The 16,218-nt window shown below is 66.2% G+C and carries 17 protein-coding genes; 7 read left to right on the top strand and 10 right to left on the bottom strand.

Annotated features, from left to right (window positions below):
- Positions 1-2: 2 nt before the first annotated feature.
- From SPHN_RS05620 to SPHN_RS05610, 3 genes are all read right to left on the bottom strand, one after another.
- Positions 3-260 (bottom strand): hypothetical protein, encoded by a 258-nt coding sequence (locus SPHN_RS05620; protein ID WP_248521846.1) that lies wholly within the window; start codon positions 258-260, stop codon positions 3-5.
- Between the two features lie 244 nt (positions 261-504).
- Complete coding sequence (locus SPHN_RS05615) at positions 505-855, bottom strand: hypothetical protein (protein ID WP_248521845.1); 351 nt, start codon at positions 853-855, stop codon at positions 505-507.
- A gap of 152 nt (positions 856-1,007) precedes the next feature.
- Positions 1,008-1,373: a DUF4440 domain-containing protein gene (locus tag SPHN_RS05610; protein ID WP_248521843.1), complete on the bottom strand. Its 366-nt coding sequence runs from the start codon at positions 1,371-1,373 to the stop codon at positions 1,008-1,010.
- Positions 1,374-1,645: 272 nt separating this feature from the next.
- Here SPHN_RS05610 and SPHN_RS05605 point away from each other — a divergent pair, with 272 nt between their 5' ends.
- Positions 1,646-2,572, top strand: a complete 927-nt coding sequence (locus SPHN_RS05605; RefSeq protein WP_248521841.1) for an L-lactate dehydrogenase — start codon at positions 1,646-1,648, stop codon at positions 2,570-2,572.
- An 83-nt stretch (positions 2,573-2,655) separates the two neighbouring features.
- Here SPHN_RS05605 and rpsU read toward each other — a convergent pair whose 3' ends face one another.
- Positions 2,656-2,856, bottom strand: a complete 201-nt coding sequence (gene rpsU, locus SPHN_RS05600; protein ID WP_031393196.1) for a 30S ribosomal protein S21 — start codon at positions 2,854-2,856, stop codon at positions 2,656-2,658.
- A 300-nt stretch (positions 2,857-3,156) separates the two neighbouring features.
- Here rpsU and SPHN_RS05595 point away from each other — a divergent pair, with 300 nt between their 5' ends.
- The 4 genes from SPHN_RS05595 (at position 3,157) to SPHN_RS05580 (ending at position 7,802) form a co-directional block, all read left to right on the top strand.
- Positions 3,157-3,840: an NAD(P)H-dependent oxidoreductase gene (locus SPHN_RS05595; protein WP_248521839.1), complete on the top strand. Its 684-nt coding sequence runs from the start codon at positions 3,157-3,159 to the stop codon at positions 3,838-3,840.
- Between the two features lie 127 nt (positions 3,841-3,967).
- Positions 3,968-6,376: a phosphoketolase family protein gene (locus SPHN_RS05590; protein WP_432715056.1), complete on the top strand. Its 2,409-nt coding sequence runs from the start codon at positions 3,968-3,970 to the stop codon at positions 6,374-6,376.
- Positions 6,367-7,389, top strand: coding sequence for an acetate/propionate family kinase (locus SPHN_RS05585; RefSeq protein ID WP_248521838.1), 1,023 nt, complete (start codon positions 6,367-6,369; stop codon positions 7,387-7,389). Before SPHN_RS05590 ends, SPHN_RS05585 begins: the two co-directional genes overlap by 10 nt.
- A gap of 128 nt (positions 7,390-7,517) precedes the next feature.
- Entirely contained in the window at positions 7,518-7,802 is a 285-nt protein-coding gene (locus tag SPHN_RS05580; RefSeq protein ID WP_248521837.1) for a hypothetical protein, read from the top strand.
- Between the two features lie 57 nt (positions 7,803-7,859).
- Here SPHN_RS05580 and SPHN_RS05575 read toward each other — a convergent pair whose 3' ends face one another.
- The 4 genes from SPHN_RS05575 to SPHN_RS05560 form a co-directional block, all read right to left on the bottom strand.
- Positions 7,860-8,297 (bottom strand): histidine kinase, encoded by a 438-nt coding sequence (locus SPHN_RS05575; RefSeq protein WP_248521836.1) that lies wholly within the window; start codon positions 8,295-8,297, stop codon positions 7,860-7,862.
- Between the two features lie 74 nt (positions 8,298-8,371).
- Complete coding sequence (locus SPHN_RS05570) at positions 8,372-9,004, bottom strand: response regulator transcription factor (protein ID WP_248521835.1); 633 nt, start codon at positions 9,002-9,004, stop codon at positions 8,372-8,374.
- Positions 8,997-10,697 carry a PAS domain-containing sensor histidine kinase gene (locus SPHN_RS05565; protein ID WP_248521834.1) on the bottom strand — a complete coding sequence of 567 codons (1,701 nt, stop codon included), beginning with the start codon at positions 10,695-10,697 and terminating at the stop codon, positions 8,997-8,999. Before SPHN_RS05565 ends, SPHN_RS05570 begins: the two co-directional genes overlap by 8 nt.
- A 115-nt stretch (positions 10,698-10,812) precedes the next feature.
- Positions 10,813-11,631, bottom strand: coding sequence for a universal stress protein (locus SPHN_RS05560; protein ID WP_248521833.1), 819 nt, complete (start codon positions 11,629-11,631; stop codon positions 10,813-10,815).
- Positions 11,632-11,813: 182 nt separating this feature from the next.
- Between SPHN_RS05560 and SPHN_RS05555 the strand changes: the two genes are divergently transcribed.
- The gene (locus SPHN_RS05555) at positions 11,814-12,464 is read left to right on the top strand and encodes a BON domain-containing protein (RefSeq protein WP_248521832.1); all 651 of its coding nucleotides are present in this window, start codon (positions 11,814-11,816) and stop codon (positions 12,462-12,464) included.
- Positions 12,461-13,192, top strand: a complete 732-nt coding sequence (locus tag SPHN_RS05550) for a VIT1/CCC1 transporter family protein (protein WP_248521830.1) — start codon at positions 12,461-12,463, stop codon at positions 13,190-13,192. Before SPHN_RS05555 ends, SPHN_RS05550 begins: the two co-directional genes overlap by 4 nt.
- Positions 13,193-13,255: 63 nt before the next feature.
- Here the strand turns inward: SPHN_RS05550 and SPHN_RS05545 are convergent, their stop codons facing one another.
- Both SPHN_RS05545 and SPHN_RS05540 read right to left on the bottom strand, forming a co-directional pair.
- Positions 13,256-14,599, bottom strand: a complete 1,344-nt coding sequence (locus tag SPHN_RS05545; protein WP_248521828.1) for a metal-dependent hydrolase family protein — start codon at positions 14,597-14,599, stop codon at positions 13,256-13,258.
- A gap of 257 nt (positions 14,600-14,856) precedes the next feature.
- Positions 14,857-15,738: an alpha/beta hydrolase gene (locus SPHN_RS05540; RefSeq protein ID WP_248522387.1), complete on the bottom strand. Its 882-nt coding sequence runs from the start codon at positions 15,736-15,738 to the stop codon at positions 14,857-14,859.
- Positions 15,739-16,218: the final 480 nt, after the last annotated feature.

Raw genomic sequence — 16,218 nt, 5'->3', positions numbered from 1 at the left:
TCTTAGTTGCTGTCGGAATCGTTGTCGTCTTCGTGATCGATGATCAGATATGCAACACCGGCGATGACGCCAGCGCCGATGATCAGCGGAACGATGGTCGAATCCTGAAGACCGGCAAGCTTGCTCGACTTCGTGGTGGCAGTGCCGGTACGAACCGACGATGCAACCGAAAGCGACTGAGCGGCAGGCGCTGCGCTTGCTGCAACCGGAAGAGCCGTCATTGCAACGGCCGAAACGCCGAGAATCCAAGTTTTAATCATAAGTCACTCTCTCATGTATCAGCCGGTGCGGCTGTCCCTTCCGAAACGATTTCGAGTCAGATGGGTTCCTGTCGACGACCATAAAGCGGGTTTCGTCCCGACCAAATGTTAGTCAATCCGTAGCGGAATACCCGGAAGCTGCTCTATAAACAAGAAATGATATGCTGCATTGCAACACGCAAAAAACGTGACTGTCACCGCCCCCGCTTCACGGTTGCGTGAACCCGAGTAATGGTATCGCGTCTTAATCCCCGTGATCGGCGAGCCCCGGTTTGGCGGGGTCGATGGCGTCGCTCCCACTACTGGCCTGGTAGCGGACAGTCCATTGCGGGTGGCCGTCCTCGCTCATCACGATGTCCGGGAGCACGACAGGGTCGCTGCCCGTCTCCACCCAGCCTGCGCCATGGCATTCGGCGCATGTAATGCGCTTGCAGCGAAAGCTGACGAGATCGATTTCCGTATTCCATTGCCCACGCCCTCTGCACACGGGGCATACGGCATCGAGCTCGCCGTTCCGTGGCCGGATCGGGATCGTGTCGAGCGCGTAGGGACTATCGGGACCGTCGCAATGGACGATATTGCTGGCGTGGGGCATGCACTCTACTCGATTCGTTATTGGCGCGGACGGCCGCCAAAGTGGCGTTGAGCGGCATGCGACGCGGTCCGCTGCGATGATCACGAAGGGCGACACGGGCGTGCCCTTCGTGATCGGTCCGCCTTTAGAGCGCCTGTACTAGGCGGCAACTTTTATACGGCTGGAGTGGTCAGGGCAGGGGTCTGCTGGTGCTGGACCACCCGCCACTCCTCGTGCTCCAGGCGACGCATCGTCGTCGTGCAATACGCGGTATAGCCGTCAGCGTTTTCGCGTTCGGCCTGGGCCTTGTAGGCGATGGCGATGAGGCCCTCCTGCGGGCGCATGATCTGTTTTTCGGTGAACGTGACGGTCGTCCACCGCGGCGTATCGGCCACCGTTTCGATCGCCTGAGCGCCGGTCAGGATGAAAGGATGTTCGGGCAGTACCATCACGCATTCGTCGTCGATCAATGCGTGATACTGCGCGGCATCGCCGGTCCACAGGCTTTCCTCGAAATTCCAAACTCGCGTGTCGTCCATCGTTCGTCTCCTCTGTCGGGGAAGGAGCGTCAGGCGCTTTAAAACGTTCCTCGATACCGCTGAAAACACGATCTATTTCCGCAGGCTATTTTCCGCAGGACGGTGAATGACCCGTAATTTTCCGCAGACCGTGGCGGCTGGCATGCGTCCATGTTGCGATGTGAGGGGTTGCCCAGAGAAGACCCTAACAAGACTATAGCCCAGACAAGACCTGACGATCGGCACTGGCGACCTGGGCGTTTGGCACGATCACGCGCATATGGAGTTCCCCGATGCCTGTTTCGTCCCGTATCGCGATCGTCGGCGCCGGTAACGTCGGCGCCACCACCGCCTATGCTCTGATGTTGCGCGGACTGGTCGCCGAGATCGTGCTGATCGATACAAATACCGATCGTGCCACCGCGGAGGCGACCGATATCGCCGACGCCAACGCTATCGCGCGGCCCGCGCGGATTTGGGCAGGCGACTATGCCGACACCAGAGATGCTAGCATCCTGGTGATTACCGCCGGAGCGGCCACGGCCGACGGCGAGGCGCGCACCTCGGTTGCCGGTAAGAGTTCCGTCATCGTGCGAGCCTGCGTGGAGGCTGCCATGGCGGCGGGGTTCGAGGGTATCCTGGTCGTCGCATCCAACCCGGCCGACGCCATGGCCCAGGTGGCGCAGACGACTTCGGGTCTGCCGGCGGCGCGAGTGATCGGGACCGGGACGCTACTCGACAGCAATCGCTTCAGAAAGCGCGTCGCGGACCAGCTGGGAATTGCGCCCGGTGCGGTCGAAGGCGTGGTTCTGGGCGAGCATGGCGATAGCGAGGTCATGGCCTATTCCAGCGTTCGCATCGGCGGGCTGGATCTCGACGGCTATCTGGCCGGACAAGCCTTCGATCGCGCGGCCGTTGCCCATGAGGTCGTGCGCGCCGGCTATACGATCAGTCACGGCAAGGGGCATACGTCGTTCGGCGTTGCCACCGCGATCGTTCGGATCTGCGAGGCCATCCACCGTGACGAACGGATCGTCCTGCCCGTATCAGCCATGCTCGATGGCCAGTACGGAATTGATGCGGTGTATCTCAGTCTGCCGTGCCTGATCGGCGCCGCAGGGATCGTCCGGATCCTGACACCCGAACTGACGACGGAAGAGGTGACCGCGCTACGGGCGTCCGCCGACGCGTTGCGTCATACGCTGTCCGAATGCGCATAAGGCCGAGTGCGAATAAGGCTGCACCAATCGACGCAGCCCCGTTCGTCCGTGTTCCGCCGGCGCGAGTCCGTCGGTAGCGACGGTTAATTGTCGCGTTCGGCCCGCTTGCGGTCGGCCTTGCGCGCACGGCTCACGGCGGCGGCATGCTCGCGAGCACGCTTTTCCGATGGCTTCTCATAGTGCCGGCGCAGCTTCATCTCGCGGTAGACGCCTTCGCGCTGCAGCTTCTTCTTCAGGGCACGGAGGGCTTGGTCGACATTGTTGTCGCGAACGATGATCTGCATGGAAGAGAGGCTTTCGGCGCGCAATGCGCAAGGATGAGTCGCGATCGCTTTATGATGCGACGCCGTCGAAGCCAAGCCTGGAAATGCATCGCCGCATGCCATTCGGTGCAATCCGGTGTGGTCGTGGGCCCGATATCGCGCTGATTTCCAACCCGGCACCGCTTCGTGGCGCACTGCGTAGTTCCCGAGGGTCACGGGGCCAAGGGCTACCCGCTAGGTTCGGCGAGACTTCAGATGCCGCCGTCGTCCGCCAGTGCAAAGCGGGCGGCGGGCGGGAAGCTTTGCTGCAAGGACGTTGCGATGATCGTCGACGAGCGTAGTTCCACCGACCACAGGCATGCGGTGATCGTGTGCCATCCCGATCCGTCGAGTTTCAACCACGCGATCGCCAACACCTATTGCGAAGCGGTCCGTGCCGCGGGGCAGAGCGTCGTGATGCGCGACCTGTATGCCATGCGATTCGATCCGGTGCTGTCGGCAGCCGAGCGGCCTACCCATCGCCCCGCCGCATATCGCCCGGATGTGCTCGACGAGCTCGCCGTGATCAACGGCTGCGCGGTGTTCGTGCTGATCTATCCGATCTGGTTCGGCACGCCGCCGGCAATGCTGAAAGGCTATGTCGAGCGGGTGTTCGGTGCAGGCGTACAACCCGAGGCGCTTCAAGGCCGGTCGCGGACCGACCTGCTCGGCGGCAAGCGGTTGCTCAGTTTCTCGACGTCGGCGGCCAGCAAGATCTGGCTCGACGAACAGGGGCAGGGGCAAGGCCTGAACAGCGTGTTCGACCAGTATATCGTCCACGCCTTCGGGATGCGATCGCAGGAGCATCGGCGGTTTGCCAATATCGTGCCGGGGCTGAGCCCGCACTTCGCCGCCCAGTATCTGCAAGAGGTTTCGGCTCAGGCCCGACGCACCTGCGCACAAGTCGCGTTCGGCGACGAGGCACTGCTGTCCGATCCCGCACTCATTGCCCGGATCGGTCGCTGACCATCGCACATTCTCCAGGAAACCACATGACCCGTATGCTCCACGCCGCTGTCGCCTTCCCGTTGACGGCGTTCGTCCGCCCGACCGTGTCCCGTCCATGTCCTGTTCCAGTGAAGGAAAGCCAGTCATGAGCGATCTCGCGACACGGTCGTCGGCCTTGGCGCCGATCACCACGCACCCAAAGACACACCCGCTGTCCCCGGACATGCTGCGGCGGATGGATGCGTATTGGCGGGCGGCGAACTATCTCTCGGTCGGGCAGATCTACCTGCGCGACAACGCGTTGCTCGATCGGCCGCTGACGATCGCCGACGTGAAGCCTCGGCTGCTCGGCCATTGGGGAACTACGCCGGGACTGAACTTCCTGTACGTCCATCTCAATCGGCTGATCGTCGAGCATGATCTCGACATGATCAACATCATCGGGCCGGGGCATGGCGGACCGGGGCTGGTCGCGAATACCTATCTGGAGGGTTCGTACACCGAGCGCTATCCGGCGATCGAGCGGAGCCGCAGCGGCATGCACCGGCTGTTCCGGCAGTTCTCGTGGCCGGGTGGTATCCCGAGCCATGTCGCGCCCGAGACGCCGGGATCGATCCACGAGGGCGGCGAGCTGGGGTACTCGCTGGCGCATGCTTACGGCGCTGCGTTCGACAATCCCGACCTGATCGTCGCCTGCGTGGTCGGCGACGGCGAGGCGGAGACCGGCGCGCTGGCGGCGAGCTGGCATTCGAACAAGTTCCTGAACCCTGCGCGAGACGGTGCGGTGCTGCCGATCCTGCATCTGAACGGCTTCAAGATCGCCAACCCCACGATCCTCGCGCGGATCGACGGGCATGAGCTCGACGCGTTGCTGCGCGGCTATGGGCATGAGCCCTATTATGTCGGCGGGAGCGATCCGGCGGCGGTCCACCAGCAGCTGGCCGCGGCGCTCGACAAGGCGTTGGCGAAGATCCAGGCGATCCAGGCGGCGGCGCGGATCGAGGGAGTGACGCCCGAGCGTCCGCGCTGGCCGATGATCGTGCTCCGCACGCCAAAGGGCTGGACCGGGCCGAAGTTCGTCGACGGCAAGCCGGTCGAGGGAACGTGGCGCGCGCATCAGGTGCCGATCGCGGACTTCAAGGATCCCGAGCATCTGCGACAGCTCGAGACGTGGATGCGGAGTTATCGGCCCGAGGAGCTGTTCGACGCGAACGGCAAGTTCCTGGAGGAATACGCATCGCTCGCGCCGACCGGGCATCGGCGGATGGGCGCGAATCCGCATGCCAATGGCGGCGAGCTGATGGTGCCTTTGTCGCTGCCCGACTTCCGCAGCTTTGCAGTGCCGGTGGACGCGCCGGGGACGGTGAAGGTGGAGGCGACGCGGGTGCTGGGGCGGTATCTGCGCGACGTCATGAAGCTCAACCTGGCGAGCGTGAACTTCCGCCTGTTCGGGCCCGACGAGACCGCGTCGAACCGGCTGGCCGACGTGTACGACGTGTCGGGCAAGGTCTGGATGGCAGAGATCGATGCGGTCGACGAGCATCTCGGGCCCGACGGACGCGTGATGGAGGTGCTGAGCGAGCATCTCTGCCAAGGCTGGCTGGAAGGGTATCTGCTGACCGGGCGGCACGGATTGTTCTCGTGCTACGAGGCGTTCATCCACATCGTCGACTCGATGGTCAACCAGCATGCCAAGTGGCTGAAGACGACCAGGACGATTCCGTGGCGGCGGCCGATCGCCTCGCTCAACTATCTGCTGACGTCGCATGTCTGGCGGCAGGATCACAACGGGCTGTCGCACCAGGATCCGGGGTTCATCGATCACGTCGCGAACAAGACCGCGGACGTGACGCGGATCTACCTGCCGCCCGATGCGAACTGCCTGTTGTCGGTCGGCGATCATTGCCTGCGCAGCCGCGGCTATGTGAACGTGATCGTCGCGGGGAAGCAGCCCGAGTGGCAATGGCTCGGGATCGACGCGGCGGTGCGGCATTGCACCGCGGGCGCGGGGATCTGGGAGTGGGCCGGCAACGATGCCGAGCCCGACGTGGTGATGGCGTGTGCGGGCGACGTGCCGACGCTGGAGACGCTGGCGGCGGTGACGCTGTTGCGGGAGTATCTGCCCGACATCCGTATCCGGGTGGTGAACGTGGTCGACCTGATGGTGTTGCAGCCGCGCTCCGAACATTCGCACGGGCTCGACGAGCGCGAGTTCGATGCGCTGTTCACGCGCGATACGCCGGTGATCTTCGCGTTCCACGGCTATCCGGCGATGATCCACAAGCTGACGTATCGGCGGGCGAACCACGCGAATATTCATGTCCGCGGGTACAAGGAGATGGGCACGACGACGACGACGCCGTTCGACATGGTCGTGCTGAACGATCTCGACCGGTATCGGCTGGCGCTGGATGCGATCGCGCGGATTCCGCGGTTCCAGGACCGGGTGCCGCGCGAGACGGCGCGCTATTGGACGACGATGGAGCGGCATAAGCTGTATATCGCCGAGCAGGGCGACGATCTGCCGGAGGTGCGTGACTGGCAATGGTCGTAGTTCTGGCGCTCAATAGCGGATCGTCGTCACTGAAATACGGTCTCTACGCGGTCGATGGCGATCCGGTCCTGCTTGTCGGTGGGACGATCGAGACGCCCGACGATGATGGCGACGATCACGGGCGCTTCTTCGACACGATCGAGACCGCGTTGAAGGGTGAGGCGACACCTACCGTGATCGGCCACCGGATCGTCCACGGTGGCCCGCATCGCGACGCGCATTGTCGGATCGACGATGCGGTGATGGCGGATCTGGAAGCGGCGTGTGCGTTCGCGCCGCTGCATGGGCCGGCGTCACTGGCGCTGATCCGGGCGGCGGGGGGGCGCTATCCGGGCGTGCCGCAGGTCGCGTGTTTCGACACGGCGTTCCATGCGGGGATGCCGGACGTCGCGAGCACGCTGCCGATCCCGCGGGCGTATCGGGCGGGCGGGGTGCGGCGGTACGGCTTCCACGGGCTGTCCTGCGAGTCGATCGTCCGGCAGCTCGGCGACGACAGGCCCGCTCGGCTGGTGATCGCGCATCTCGGCAATGGCGCGAGCGTGACTGCGGTGCTTGATGGCGGCTCGATCGACACCAGCATGGGGCTGACCCCGTCCGGCGGCGTGATGATGGCGACGCGGGCGGGCGATCTCGATCCGGGCGTGCTGCTGTATCTCCTGCGCGAGACCGGACTGGATGCCGCGGCCTTGGCGACGCTGGTCGATCACGCATCGGGAATGGCTGGGGTCTCCGGGCTGTCCGGCGACATGCGCGTTCTTCGCGCCGCCGCGACCGACGAGGCTGGCCTAGCGATCCGGATGTTCGAGCGGTCGGTGTGTAAGCAGATCGCGGCAATGATCGCCTCGTTGGGCGGTGCCGACATGGTCGTGCTCACCGGCGGGATCGGCGAGAACGATGCGGCGACTTGTCGAGCGATCCGTGCGGGGCTTGCCTGGGTGCCGGGGCTCGACATCCGCATCATGCCCTCGCAGGAGGACGCGCAGATCGCGCGCCATGCCGCCGCGCTCGGCTGACGAAACCAGGGAGTACGTGCTTTCCGAGGCCCGACGGCTTCGCCCGCCCGCGCTATTGTCTTGATACGGATCAGCCCTTCGATACCCGCATCGTGCGGCGGCGAGGGCGGACCGGCGGGGACTTCGCCATGAACGCTATCCATACCGAGATGCTCTATTTCCAGCGCCGTCTGGACGCTACGCGCGCGATGGCCGACGCCGCGGCGGGGCCTTGCGCGCGGGTGGCGCATGAAACGCTCGCGCGGTTGTATGGCGAGACGCTGGCGGCACTGGGCGCGACACTGCCCTGCCTGATCGCCGAACCGGTGGCGGCGATCCCGCGGCGTGTGTTGCGGGTCGAGCGCGTGGCGACGCCGTCGACGCTGCGCAAGGCGACAGCCCGGCCTCGTCTTACGCTGAAGCTCGCCTGCTGAGGCGACGCCCGACGTGGAGCACGGAAAGGCCGGGGGGTATTCCCCCGGCCTTTCGTTTCAGCCCTCGGCATTCCAGGTGGACCAGCCGTGATCGATCGAGGCGGCGATCGCGGTGAGGAGGGGGGCGTCGCCGGTGGCGCGGTCGAGGATGCGGTCGCCGTGGCGTTCGGCGGCGTGGATCAGCGCAGGCACGGGAAGTCCGCTATCGAGCAGGATCGCCTTTCCCCGCCAGCCCGAGGCGCGCATCGCGTGGAGCGCGGCCAAGCCGCCGCCTTCTGCGCCGCTGTCCTCTTCGCCGTCACCGGCGACATCGACGACGATGCACGAGACGTCGCGCGAGCGCGGATCGGCGAGCAGCGCGGCGCAGGTCGCGTAGGAGCGGACGTCGTAGCGTTCTGAGACCAGCATGATTTGGCGCGCGCGGCGGATCACGGGGTCGCCGTCGACCAGCGAAATGCCGATGCCGTCATGGGTGTAGGGGGGCTGGTCAATCATCGGGCGGTCCTTTGTCCCGACCGGGGATGACACGCGTGCTGCGCCGCGTCTGTACGTAGAAGGCGAGGGGGGCGTCAGGCGGGCTCGGCGGTCTCGCCCAGCCCCGCCGAAAACGCGATGCGCAGGACGTCCGACAGGCTGCGCGCGCCGAGCTTCTCCATCAGATTGGCGCGGTGGACCTCGACCGTGCGGGTGGCGATGTCGAGGTCGTAGGCGATCAGCTTGTTGGGGCGTCCGAGCACCATGCCGTCGAGCACGTCGCGTTCCCGAGGGGTGAGGGCGGCGAGCCGGACGATGGCGTCGGCGGCGGCGAGGTGCTCGCGATCGGATCGTGCGGCGTGCGCCAGTGCGGACTCGATCGCCGCCAGCAACGCGCTGCGTTCGAACGGCTTTTCGAGGAATTCGATCGCGCCCGCCTTGATCGCGCGGACCGCGAGCGTCACGTCGCCGTGGCCGGTCAACATGATCACCGGCAGCGCGATGCCGGTCTGGGCGAGGCGCGCCTGCACCTCGAACCCGTCGAGATCGGGCATGCGGACGTCGAGCAACACGCAACCCCGCGTCTCGCGCGTGACGGCCTTGAGGAAGTGCGTGCCGGCGGGATAGGTCTCGACCGCGTAGCCCGCCTTGCGCAGGAGGAAGCCTACCGACTGGCGGATCGCCTCGTCGTCGTCGACGATGTGGACCGTTCGGTTCTTGTCAGTCATGGGTTTCGCCTTCAGGGAGTGGGGCGAGGGGCACGGTGAAGTGGAACGCGGTGCCGCCGCTCGCCACGCCCTCCGCCCAGATCCGCCCGCCATGCGCCTCGACGATCGTCCGGCAGATCGACAGGCCGAGGCCCATGCCGTCCTCCTTGGTGGTCGCGAACGCCTCGAACAAGCGCGCACGGACGGCGGTGTCGATGCCGGTGCCGGTGTCGGCGACGGTGATCTGCATGCAGCCCTCCCGTTCGGGCGCGGTGGCGATCGTCAGCACTTTGCACGGCGAGCACGCCATCGACTGGATCGCGTTGCGGATCAGATTGACCAGCACCTGCTGGATCTGGATGCGGTCGACCAGCACCATGACGTCGCCCGGTGCGACGTGCCTGGTCACCGTGATGCCCGCCTCGTGCGCGCCGAGCAGGCCGAGGCTGGTCGCCTCCTCGACGAGCAGGTCGAGACGTTCGTCGCGAAACCCGGTATCGCCGCCGTCGACGAACGCGCGCAACCGGCGGACGATCGTCCCCGCGCGCAACGACTGCGCCGCCGCCAGATCCAGCGCCTCGGCTACGTCGGCCAATAGCGGATCGTCGCCGTCACCGATCATCGCCCGCGTCGCCTCGAGATAATTGGCGATCGCGGTCAGCGGCTGGTTGATCTCGTGCGCCAGCGTCGACGCCATCGTCCCCATCGCACTGACGCGGGAGACGTGAACGAGTTCGGACTGGAGGTCCTTCAACCGCCGCTCGGTGGCGTGGCGGTTGGTGAGGTCGCGGATGAAGCCGGTGAAGATCCGCTCGCCGCCGATCGGGGCCTCGCCGACCGCCAGTTCGATCGGGAACGTCTCGCCCCCTTTGCGCATCGCGCGTTCGAGACGGACGTTGCCGATCACGTGACGCTCGCCGGTATGGCGGTACTTCCGCAGGTGCGCGTCGTGGTCGCGCGCGTCGGTGTGCGGCATCAGCATCGCGACGTTCTGGCCGACCACCTCGCTTGCGGTGTAGCCGAAGACGAGTTCGGCGGCCGCGCTGAACGAGGCGACGATGCCGTTCTCGTTCATCACGATCATCGCGTCGGGGACGGTGTTGAGGATCGAGCGAAGGTGATGTTCGCGTCGGACGATCGCGGCCTCGGCGGCCTTTTCGTGGGTGATGTCGCGAATGACCTTGCCGAAGCCGCGCAGCGCGCCGGCCTCGTCGTGCAGCGCGGTGATCGTGACCGCGGCGAGAAATTCGGAGCCGTCCTTGCGGACCCGCCAGCTTTCCTCCTCGATTCGGCCGCAAGCATGCGCGCGGGCGAGGTCGGCCTCGGGCTTGCCCGCGGCGATATCGTCTGCGGGGTAGAAGATCGCGACATCGCGGCCGATGATCTCCGCCTCGGCCCAGCCCTTGATCCGCTCGGCACCACGGTTCCAGATCGTCACGCGGCCCTGCGGGTCGAGCATGTAGATCGCGTAGGTCGTCGCGCCGTCGATCAGCAGCCCCAGTTCCTCCGCCAGCGTTGCATCGCCGCGCGCGACGGATGCAGCAGTACCGTCGGGAGATTGCGACGCGATCATGCGGGCGGTGCGGTTGCTCGTGGCACGAAGCGGCAAGTCATTGAGACGGGGGCCTTGTCCTGCGGACGATTCCGATCCGTCGGGCGTCGAGGTTTCGACCTCCGACATCGGAACGTGACCCATGTTAAGCGAAATATCCACTATACGCCAATAATCCTTCGATAATCGTGATTGCGGACAATATCGTCCCGCCGATCGCTATTCTTGGGTTCACCGCCGCGAACGGCCGCAAATACTTGCCGTCCCCGGTCATGGCTCAGTGCGACAACAAGGTGCAGCGCCGGTCGCGCAGCAACAGGTCGCGGGTGACGCCGCCGAACGCCCATTCGCGGATCCGGCTATGGCCATACGCGCCTGCGACGACGAGATCGGCCTCTACCTCGTCGGCGACCGCGGCGAGCGTGTCGATGCTGGTGCCCTTCATCCGCGCGACGATCTTGTCCGCGTCGATGCCGTGGCGCGCGAGCCAGGCGGCGGCATCGGCGATCGGCGCCCGTGCGTCGATCGCGTCGATCGCGACCTCGGCGATGACGACGCGGTCGGCGGCGTGGAGCATCGGCAGCGCATCGCTGATCGCCCGGCGGCATTCGCGGGTGTCGGTCCAGGCGACCATCACGGTTTCGAACGTCGCGGTGGCGCCGCCGTCAGGCACGACCAGCACCGGGCGGCCCGCGCGCAGGATCAGATCGCCGGTATCGGCATGCGTGGCGAGGTCGGCGAAGCCTGGCCCTGCGCTGGTGATGACGAGATCGGCGGCGCGCGCATTCTCCGCGACGACGTGCGCGATGTTGGCCAGCGTCGGGATCGAGCGCCATTCGAGCGTGTGCCGCGATAGCCGTTCGTGCGCGTGGAACTCGGTCTTGGCCCGGGCCAGTTCGCCGGCGACGATGTCGCGCTCGATCACCGCATAGTCGCCGCCGAGATAGCCGTCGCACGTGCCGATCTGGACCGGCTGGCACGCGGCGATGCCGATCACCGCAGCGTCATATTGGTCGGCGAGCGTGGCCGCGACGTCGAGCAGGGCGGCGTTGGGGTGCCCGCCATCGAGATGCACCATCAGGGTCGAATAGGTCATGCGCGGTCTCCCTCTTTCGCCGAGCTTTCGGCGTTCGGGCGGAGGCACGAAAGGATCGGGAATTACGCAGGTGGTCGGCAGGGCCCCAGGCATGCGTAGTTCCCGATACTGTCGGCGATCGGTCGCATCGATAGGCTCGCGATCATCGGCCGGGCATCCCCGCGTCGCTTCAGGAGAGTGTCATGTCCCACGACGCAAGATTGCAGAAGGCCGTACTCGCCGAACTCAACTGGGATCCGAGCGTGCCCGCCGGCCATATCAGCGTCACCGCGAACAACGGCGTCGTCACGCTCAGCGGCCACGCCGGCAGCTATGCGGCGAAATACGCCGCCGAGCGTGCCGCGGCGCGCGTCGACGGCGTCAAGGCGGTCGCGGAGAAGATCGAAGTGCAGTTGGAGGACCGCTTCAAGCGTGGCGACGAGGCGATTGCCAGCGCGATCGTCGAGCGGCTGTCCTGGGACACGACCGTGCCGCACGACAGCATCAAGGCGCAGGTCGAGGACGGCTGGGTCAGCCTGCGCGGCGAAGTGCGCTGGCATTTCCAGAAGGACGCGGCCGAGGCGGCGGTGCGGCCGCTCGCGGGCGTGGTCGGCGTGGTAAACCACATCACGCTGAAGCCGCGGGTCGACGTCACCGATGTCAGCAACGATATCCGCACCGCGCTGCACCGGTCGTGGTTCTTCGACGGCGACACGATCAAGGTGTCGGTCGATGGCGGCACGGTGCGGCTCACCGGATCGGTCGATTCCCCGCACGACCGGATGGTCGCCGAGCGCACCGCGTGGGCGGCGCCGGGCGCCGTGAAGGTCGAGAACCTGCTCGAAATAGCATGATGGTTCGCGCGATCTCCAGCCACGGCGCCAGCGACGGCGAACGTCATGTCGTCGACCGGATCGGCTGGCTTCGCGCGGCGGTGCTCGGCGCCAATGACGGGATCGTGTCGACCGCGAGCCTGATCATCGGCGTCGCGGCGGCGTCTGCACCGGGTGCGGACCAGACGAGCGCTATCGTCATCGCGGGGACGGCGGGGCTGGTCGCCGGCGCGATGTCGATGGCGGCAGGCGAATATGTCTCGGTCAGCGCGCAGGCGGATACCGAGAATGCCGAACTTGCGCGGGAGCGGCGCGAGCTGGTCGATGATCCGGGCGGCGAGCGGGCCGAACTCGCGGCGATCTACGTCGCGCGGGGGGTGGGCGAGGCTACCGCCACGACGGTCGCTGCGCAGTTGATGGCGAAGGATGCGCTCGGCGCGCATGCCCGCGACGAACTCGATATTCCACTTGGGGCACGGGCGCGGCCGGTGCAGGCCGCGTTCGCGTCGGCGGCGAGCTTCACCGTCGGCGCGGCTTTGCCGTTGCTGACGGTGTTCGTGGCGTCGCCGGGGCTGCTCGTCTGGGCGGTGGGGATCGGCTCGTTGCTGTTCCTGGCGCTGCTCGGCGCGATCGGCGCGAAGACCGGCGGCGCGATCGTCTGGCGCGGCACGCTCCGCGTCACCTTCTGGGGCGCCTTCGCGATGGCCGCGACCGCGGCGATCGGCACTTTGATCGGTGGCGCGGTGTGATGGTCGAGCGCAGGGCGTCTGGTTCTCGCCCCGGCGTTCGCACCTACCTAGTCGCCGATGCCGCTAGGGCAGGCCGCGGATCGCCGATTTCGCGACGATGCCGCGGTGCATGACGAAGGTCACGCGTTCAAGCTGCGTGACATCGTTTAGCGGCGACGTGGCCACGGCGATGATGTCCGCGGTCTTGCCGGGTGCGAGCGTGCCGATGTCGTCGCGTCCGAGCAAGTCGGCGGCACCGATGGTCGCCGCGGCGATCGCCTGTGTCGGGGTCAGCCCGTTCTGCACCATCAACGCGAATTCGGTCGCATTGTCGCCGTGCTTCGACACGCCGGTATCGGTTCCGAAAGCGACTTTGACCCCGGCGGCGTAGGCGCGTCGGTGGCTGGCGGCCATCGCGGCGGCTGCGGCCTCCGCCTTGACGATCGTGGCAGGCGGCAAGGCGCCGCCGCGGGCCTGGGCGAGTGCCGCGACCGGCGCGATCTCGGTCGGCACCAGATAGGCGCCCTTCGTCTTGAACAGCCGGATCGTATCGTCGTCGAGGAACGTGCCATGCTCGATCGAGTCGACGCCGGCCTCCAGCGCCGCCTTGGTCCCCTCCGCCGCGTGACTATGCGCGGCCACCTTGCGGCCTAGCGCATGGGCGGTTTCGATGATCGCGCGCATTTCCTCCGGTGTCATCGCCCGGCCCAGCCCGCCGCTGACGTTGGACAAGACACCGCCGGTCGCGGCGAACTTGATCACGCGCGCGCCCAGCGCCACCTGCGCCCGCACCGCACGGCGACAATCATCGGGACCGTCGCACAGGTTCACCTCCCTGGAATGGACCATGTCGGCGAATTCCTCCGCGAGCCCGTTGCCGCCATCGCCATGCCCGCCGGTCACCGAGATCATCTCGCCGGCGTTGGTGATGCTCGGCCCGTCGACCGTGCCGGCGTCGATCGCATCGCGCAGCGCGCGGATACCGCGCGGGTCCCCGCCAAGATCGCGGACCGAGGTGAAGCCCGCGTCAAGCGTCGTCCGCGCATTGGCGACCGCGGTCATCTCGTCATCGAACCGATCGCGGTTCAGCGCCTCGAGCCGTGCGCGCATCGGATCGCCGCCGATACCCCAGAGATGAACGTGCATGTCGACCAACCCCGGCAGCACGAACGCCGTGCGCAGATCGACCAGCGTGGCGCCTTGCTCGGGCGCGACGAAGCCATCGCGCAATTCGACGACCTTGCCATCGCGAACGACGATCGTCGTGTTGCCCCGCGGGGTCTGCCCGGGGCGATCGAGCAGTGTTCCTGCGTGGATATAAACGGTCTTGGACGGCTTGGTTTGGCCCGACGCCGGTATCGTTGCCGCCATCGAAAAAGCGGCCATCGAGACGGTTGCCGCCAGACCGATCAGACATGCCTTGATCATGAGTATCTCCCCCGTTGCGGCATGCTTGCCGAAGCGCGACGCGGCTGCAAGGGATCATTGCCGGGATTGGCGGCAAACGGAAAAATCGTGCCGCCGGTCGACGGTCTGCGCGTCCTTGACGATCGTCAGGCCGGCTCCCGCATCACCCGAACAGGCTGCCGACGAAGCTGGTGTCGGGTTCCCGGCAAAGACGGGCGGGCACGTCGGAATCGTGCCGACCGTGCCCAACCCCGCAGACCGTCTCGTCCGGGCGCATATCAGCGCGCCGGTTTGAGAAGGTCGTGCATCGCCATCCAGCGGGTGAAGGAATCGAACCATCCGGTGCTCGTGGTCGGTTTCGGGTACATGCCGAAGCCATGGCCGCCCTGCTCGAACAAATGGAACTCGACCGGGCGCTTCGCCGCGCGCCAGCTTTCGATCAGCCCGAACCCGCCATTGCCGAAGAAGGGGTCGTCGGCGGCCAAGGCGACGAACATCGGCGGGGCGTCGGCGGGCACCGTCATCGTCGCCAACGGTCCATAGATGTTGCCGATAAACGCAGGCTTCGCATCACCGCCCGCAACGGTGGTCGCCATCGTCAGCATCGCGCCGGCGGAAAAGCCGATCATGCCGATCCGCGACGGGTCGACATGCCATTCGCCAGACCGCTGACGGACCAAGGCGAAGGCGGCGCGCGCATCCGCGATCTGCGGCGCCAGGCCGGCGATCATCGCATCGGGCTGGGGCCGCGGCGGGCGTGCGCCGGGCGAAAACATCTCGCTCATCGATCGTTCGAATGCAGGCATCGCGACCGGCGTGGGATTGAGCCGATATTTCAGGACGAAAGCCGCCACGCCCTTTGCGGCCAGCGCACGGGCAACGTCCCCGCCTTCATTCTGCATCGACAATGTGCGGAAGCCTCCGCCCGGCGCGACGATCACGGCGGTTCCGGTAGACTTGGCGGGATCGGGCAGGAACGGAGTCAGCGTGGCGACCGTCACGTTGCGCGTGAACACGCTGCCATATTGACTGTGCCAAGCCTCCGGTGCGGTCGCGCCGGGCAGCTTGCCGGTGCCGAGTTCGATCGCGCCCGATTGCGCGGGGACGGCGATCGGCACCATCTTGTCGCTTTGTGCGGACACGGGCATCGCCATCAGCATCGCGGTGGTCAGGCCGATCCGGGCGAAGAGGACGCGTACGTCTCTACCGGCCGCAGTGACGCTCAACATACGAATCATGCCCGCTCTCCCTGTGTTTTATTCTTGATCACCACAGTAAAGAGAGCGCTATCATTGTCCAATATTATGCAACGCTGCGACGATGACGTGTGTCGATGCAGGCGAGGATGGGGCGTCGCTGGTCGACGGCATGGCGCGTCAAGCCCGGCGAGCGCGCCGGATAAAGGCTATCAACCGGATGGTCAGATCGCGCTGATCCGTTGCCACCTGCCGCTGCGCTTGGCCGACCGCCGTCTGGCCGTTCTGAGGCGCCGCATTGGCATCACGTATCAACGACTTGATATACCGGTCTCGATCGGCGGAGCACGCGGCCAAAGCGTTGACGGCTATTGCGGCTTCGCTTTTCGTACCGAGGCTTTCGACCTGAGCGACTGTCTGGAGGCAGCTTTCCCAGGCCGATTT

The sequence above is a fragment of the Sphingomonas faeni genome, assembly GCF_023195535.1.
Classification (GTDB): domain Bacteria; phylum Pseudomonadota; class Alphaproteobacteria; order Sphingomonadales; family Sphingomonadaceae; genus Sphingomonas; species Sphingomonas faeni_B.
The sequence above is the reverse complement of the archived record's forward strand: the minus strand, read 5'-3'. Positions and strand labels throughout refer to the sequence as shown.

Excerpts from the sequence above, each read along its gene's own strand:
- SPHN_RS05570 (WP_248521835.1), bottom strand. The coding sequence starts at position 9,004 with ATGACTGACAAGAACCGAACGGTCCACATCGTCGACGACGACGAGGCG.
- SPHN_RS05560 (WP_248521833.1), bottom strand. The coding sequence starts at position 11,631 with ATGACCTATTCGACCCTGATGGTGCATCTCGATGGCGGGCACCCCAAC.
- SPHN_RS05615 (WP_248521845.1), bottom strand. The coding sequence starts at position 855 with ATGCCCCACGCCAGCAATATCGTCCATTGCGACGGTCCCGATAGTCCC.
- SPHN_RS05590 (WP_432715056.1), top strand. The coding sequence starts at position 3,968 with ATGAGCGATCTCGCGACACGGTCGTCGGCCTTGGCGCCGATCACCACG.
- SPHN_RS05540 (WP_248522387.1), bottom strand. The coding sequence starts at position 15,738 with ATGCTGATGGCGATGCCCGTGTCCGCACAAAGCGACAAGATGGTGCCG.
- SPHN_RS05620 (WP_248521846.1), bottom strand. The coding sequence starts at position 260 with ATGATTAAAACTTGGATTCTCGGCGTTTCGGCCGTTGCAATGACGGCT.
- SPHN_RS05595 (WP_248521839.1), top strand. The coding sequence starts at position 3,157 with ATGATCGTCGACGAGCGTAGTTCCACCGACCACAGGCATGCGGTGATC.
- rpsU (WP_031393196.1), bottom strand. The coding sequence starts at position 2,856 with ATGCAGATCATCGTTCGCGACAACAATGTCGACCAAGCCCTCCGTGCC.
- SPHN_RS05610 (WP_248521843.1), bottom strand. The coding sequence starts at position 1,373 with ATGGACGACACGCGAGTTTGGAATTTCGAGGAAAGCCTGTGGACCGGC.
- SPHN_RS05555 (WP_248521832.1), top strand. The coding sequence starts at position 11,814 with ATGTCCCACGACGCAAGATTGCAGAAGGCCGTACTCGCCGAACTCAAC.
- SPHN_RS05545 (WP_248521828.1), bottom strand. The coding sequence starts at position 14,599 with ATGATCAAGGCATGTCTGATCGGTCTGGCGGCAACCGTCTCGATGGCC.
- SPHN_RS05585 (WP_248521838.1), top strand. The coding sequence starts at position 6,367 with ATGGTCGTAGTTCTGGCGCTCAATAGCGGATCGTCGTCACTGAAATAC.
- SPHN_RS05575 (WP_248521836.1), bottom strand. The coding sequence starts at position 8,297 with ATGATTGACCAGCCCCCCTACACCCATGACGGCATCGGCATTTCGCTG.
- SPHN_RS05605 (WP_248521841.1), top strand. The coding sequence starts at position 1,646 with ATGCCTGTTTCGTCCCGTATCGCGATCGTCGGCGCCGGTAACGTCGGC.
- SPHN_RS05550 (WP_248521830.1), top strand. The coding sequence starts at position 12,461 with ATGATGGTTCGCGCGATCTCCAGCCACGGCGCCAGCGACGGCGAACGT.
- SPHN_RS05580 (WP_248521837.1), top strand. The coding sequence starts at position 7,518 with ATGAACGCTATCCATACCGAGATGCTCTATTTCCAGCGCCGTCTGGAC.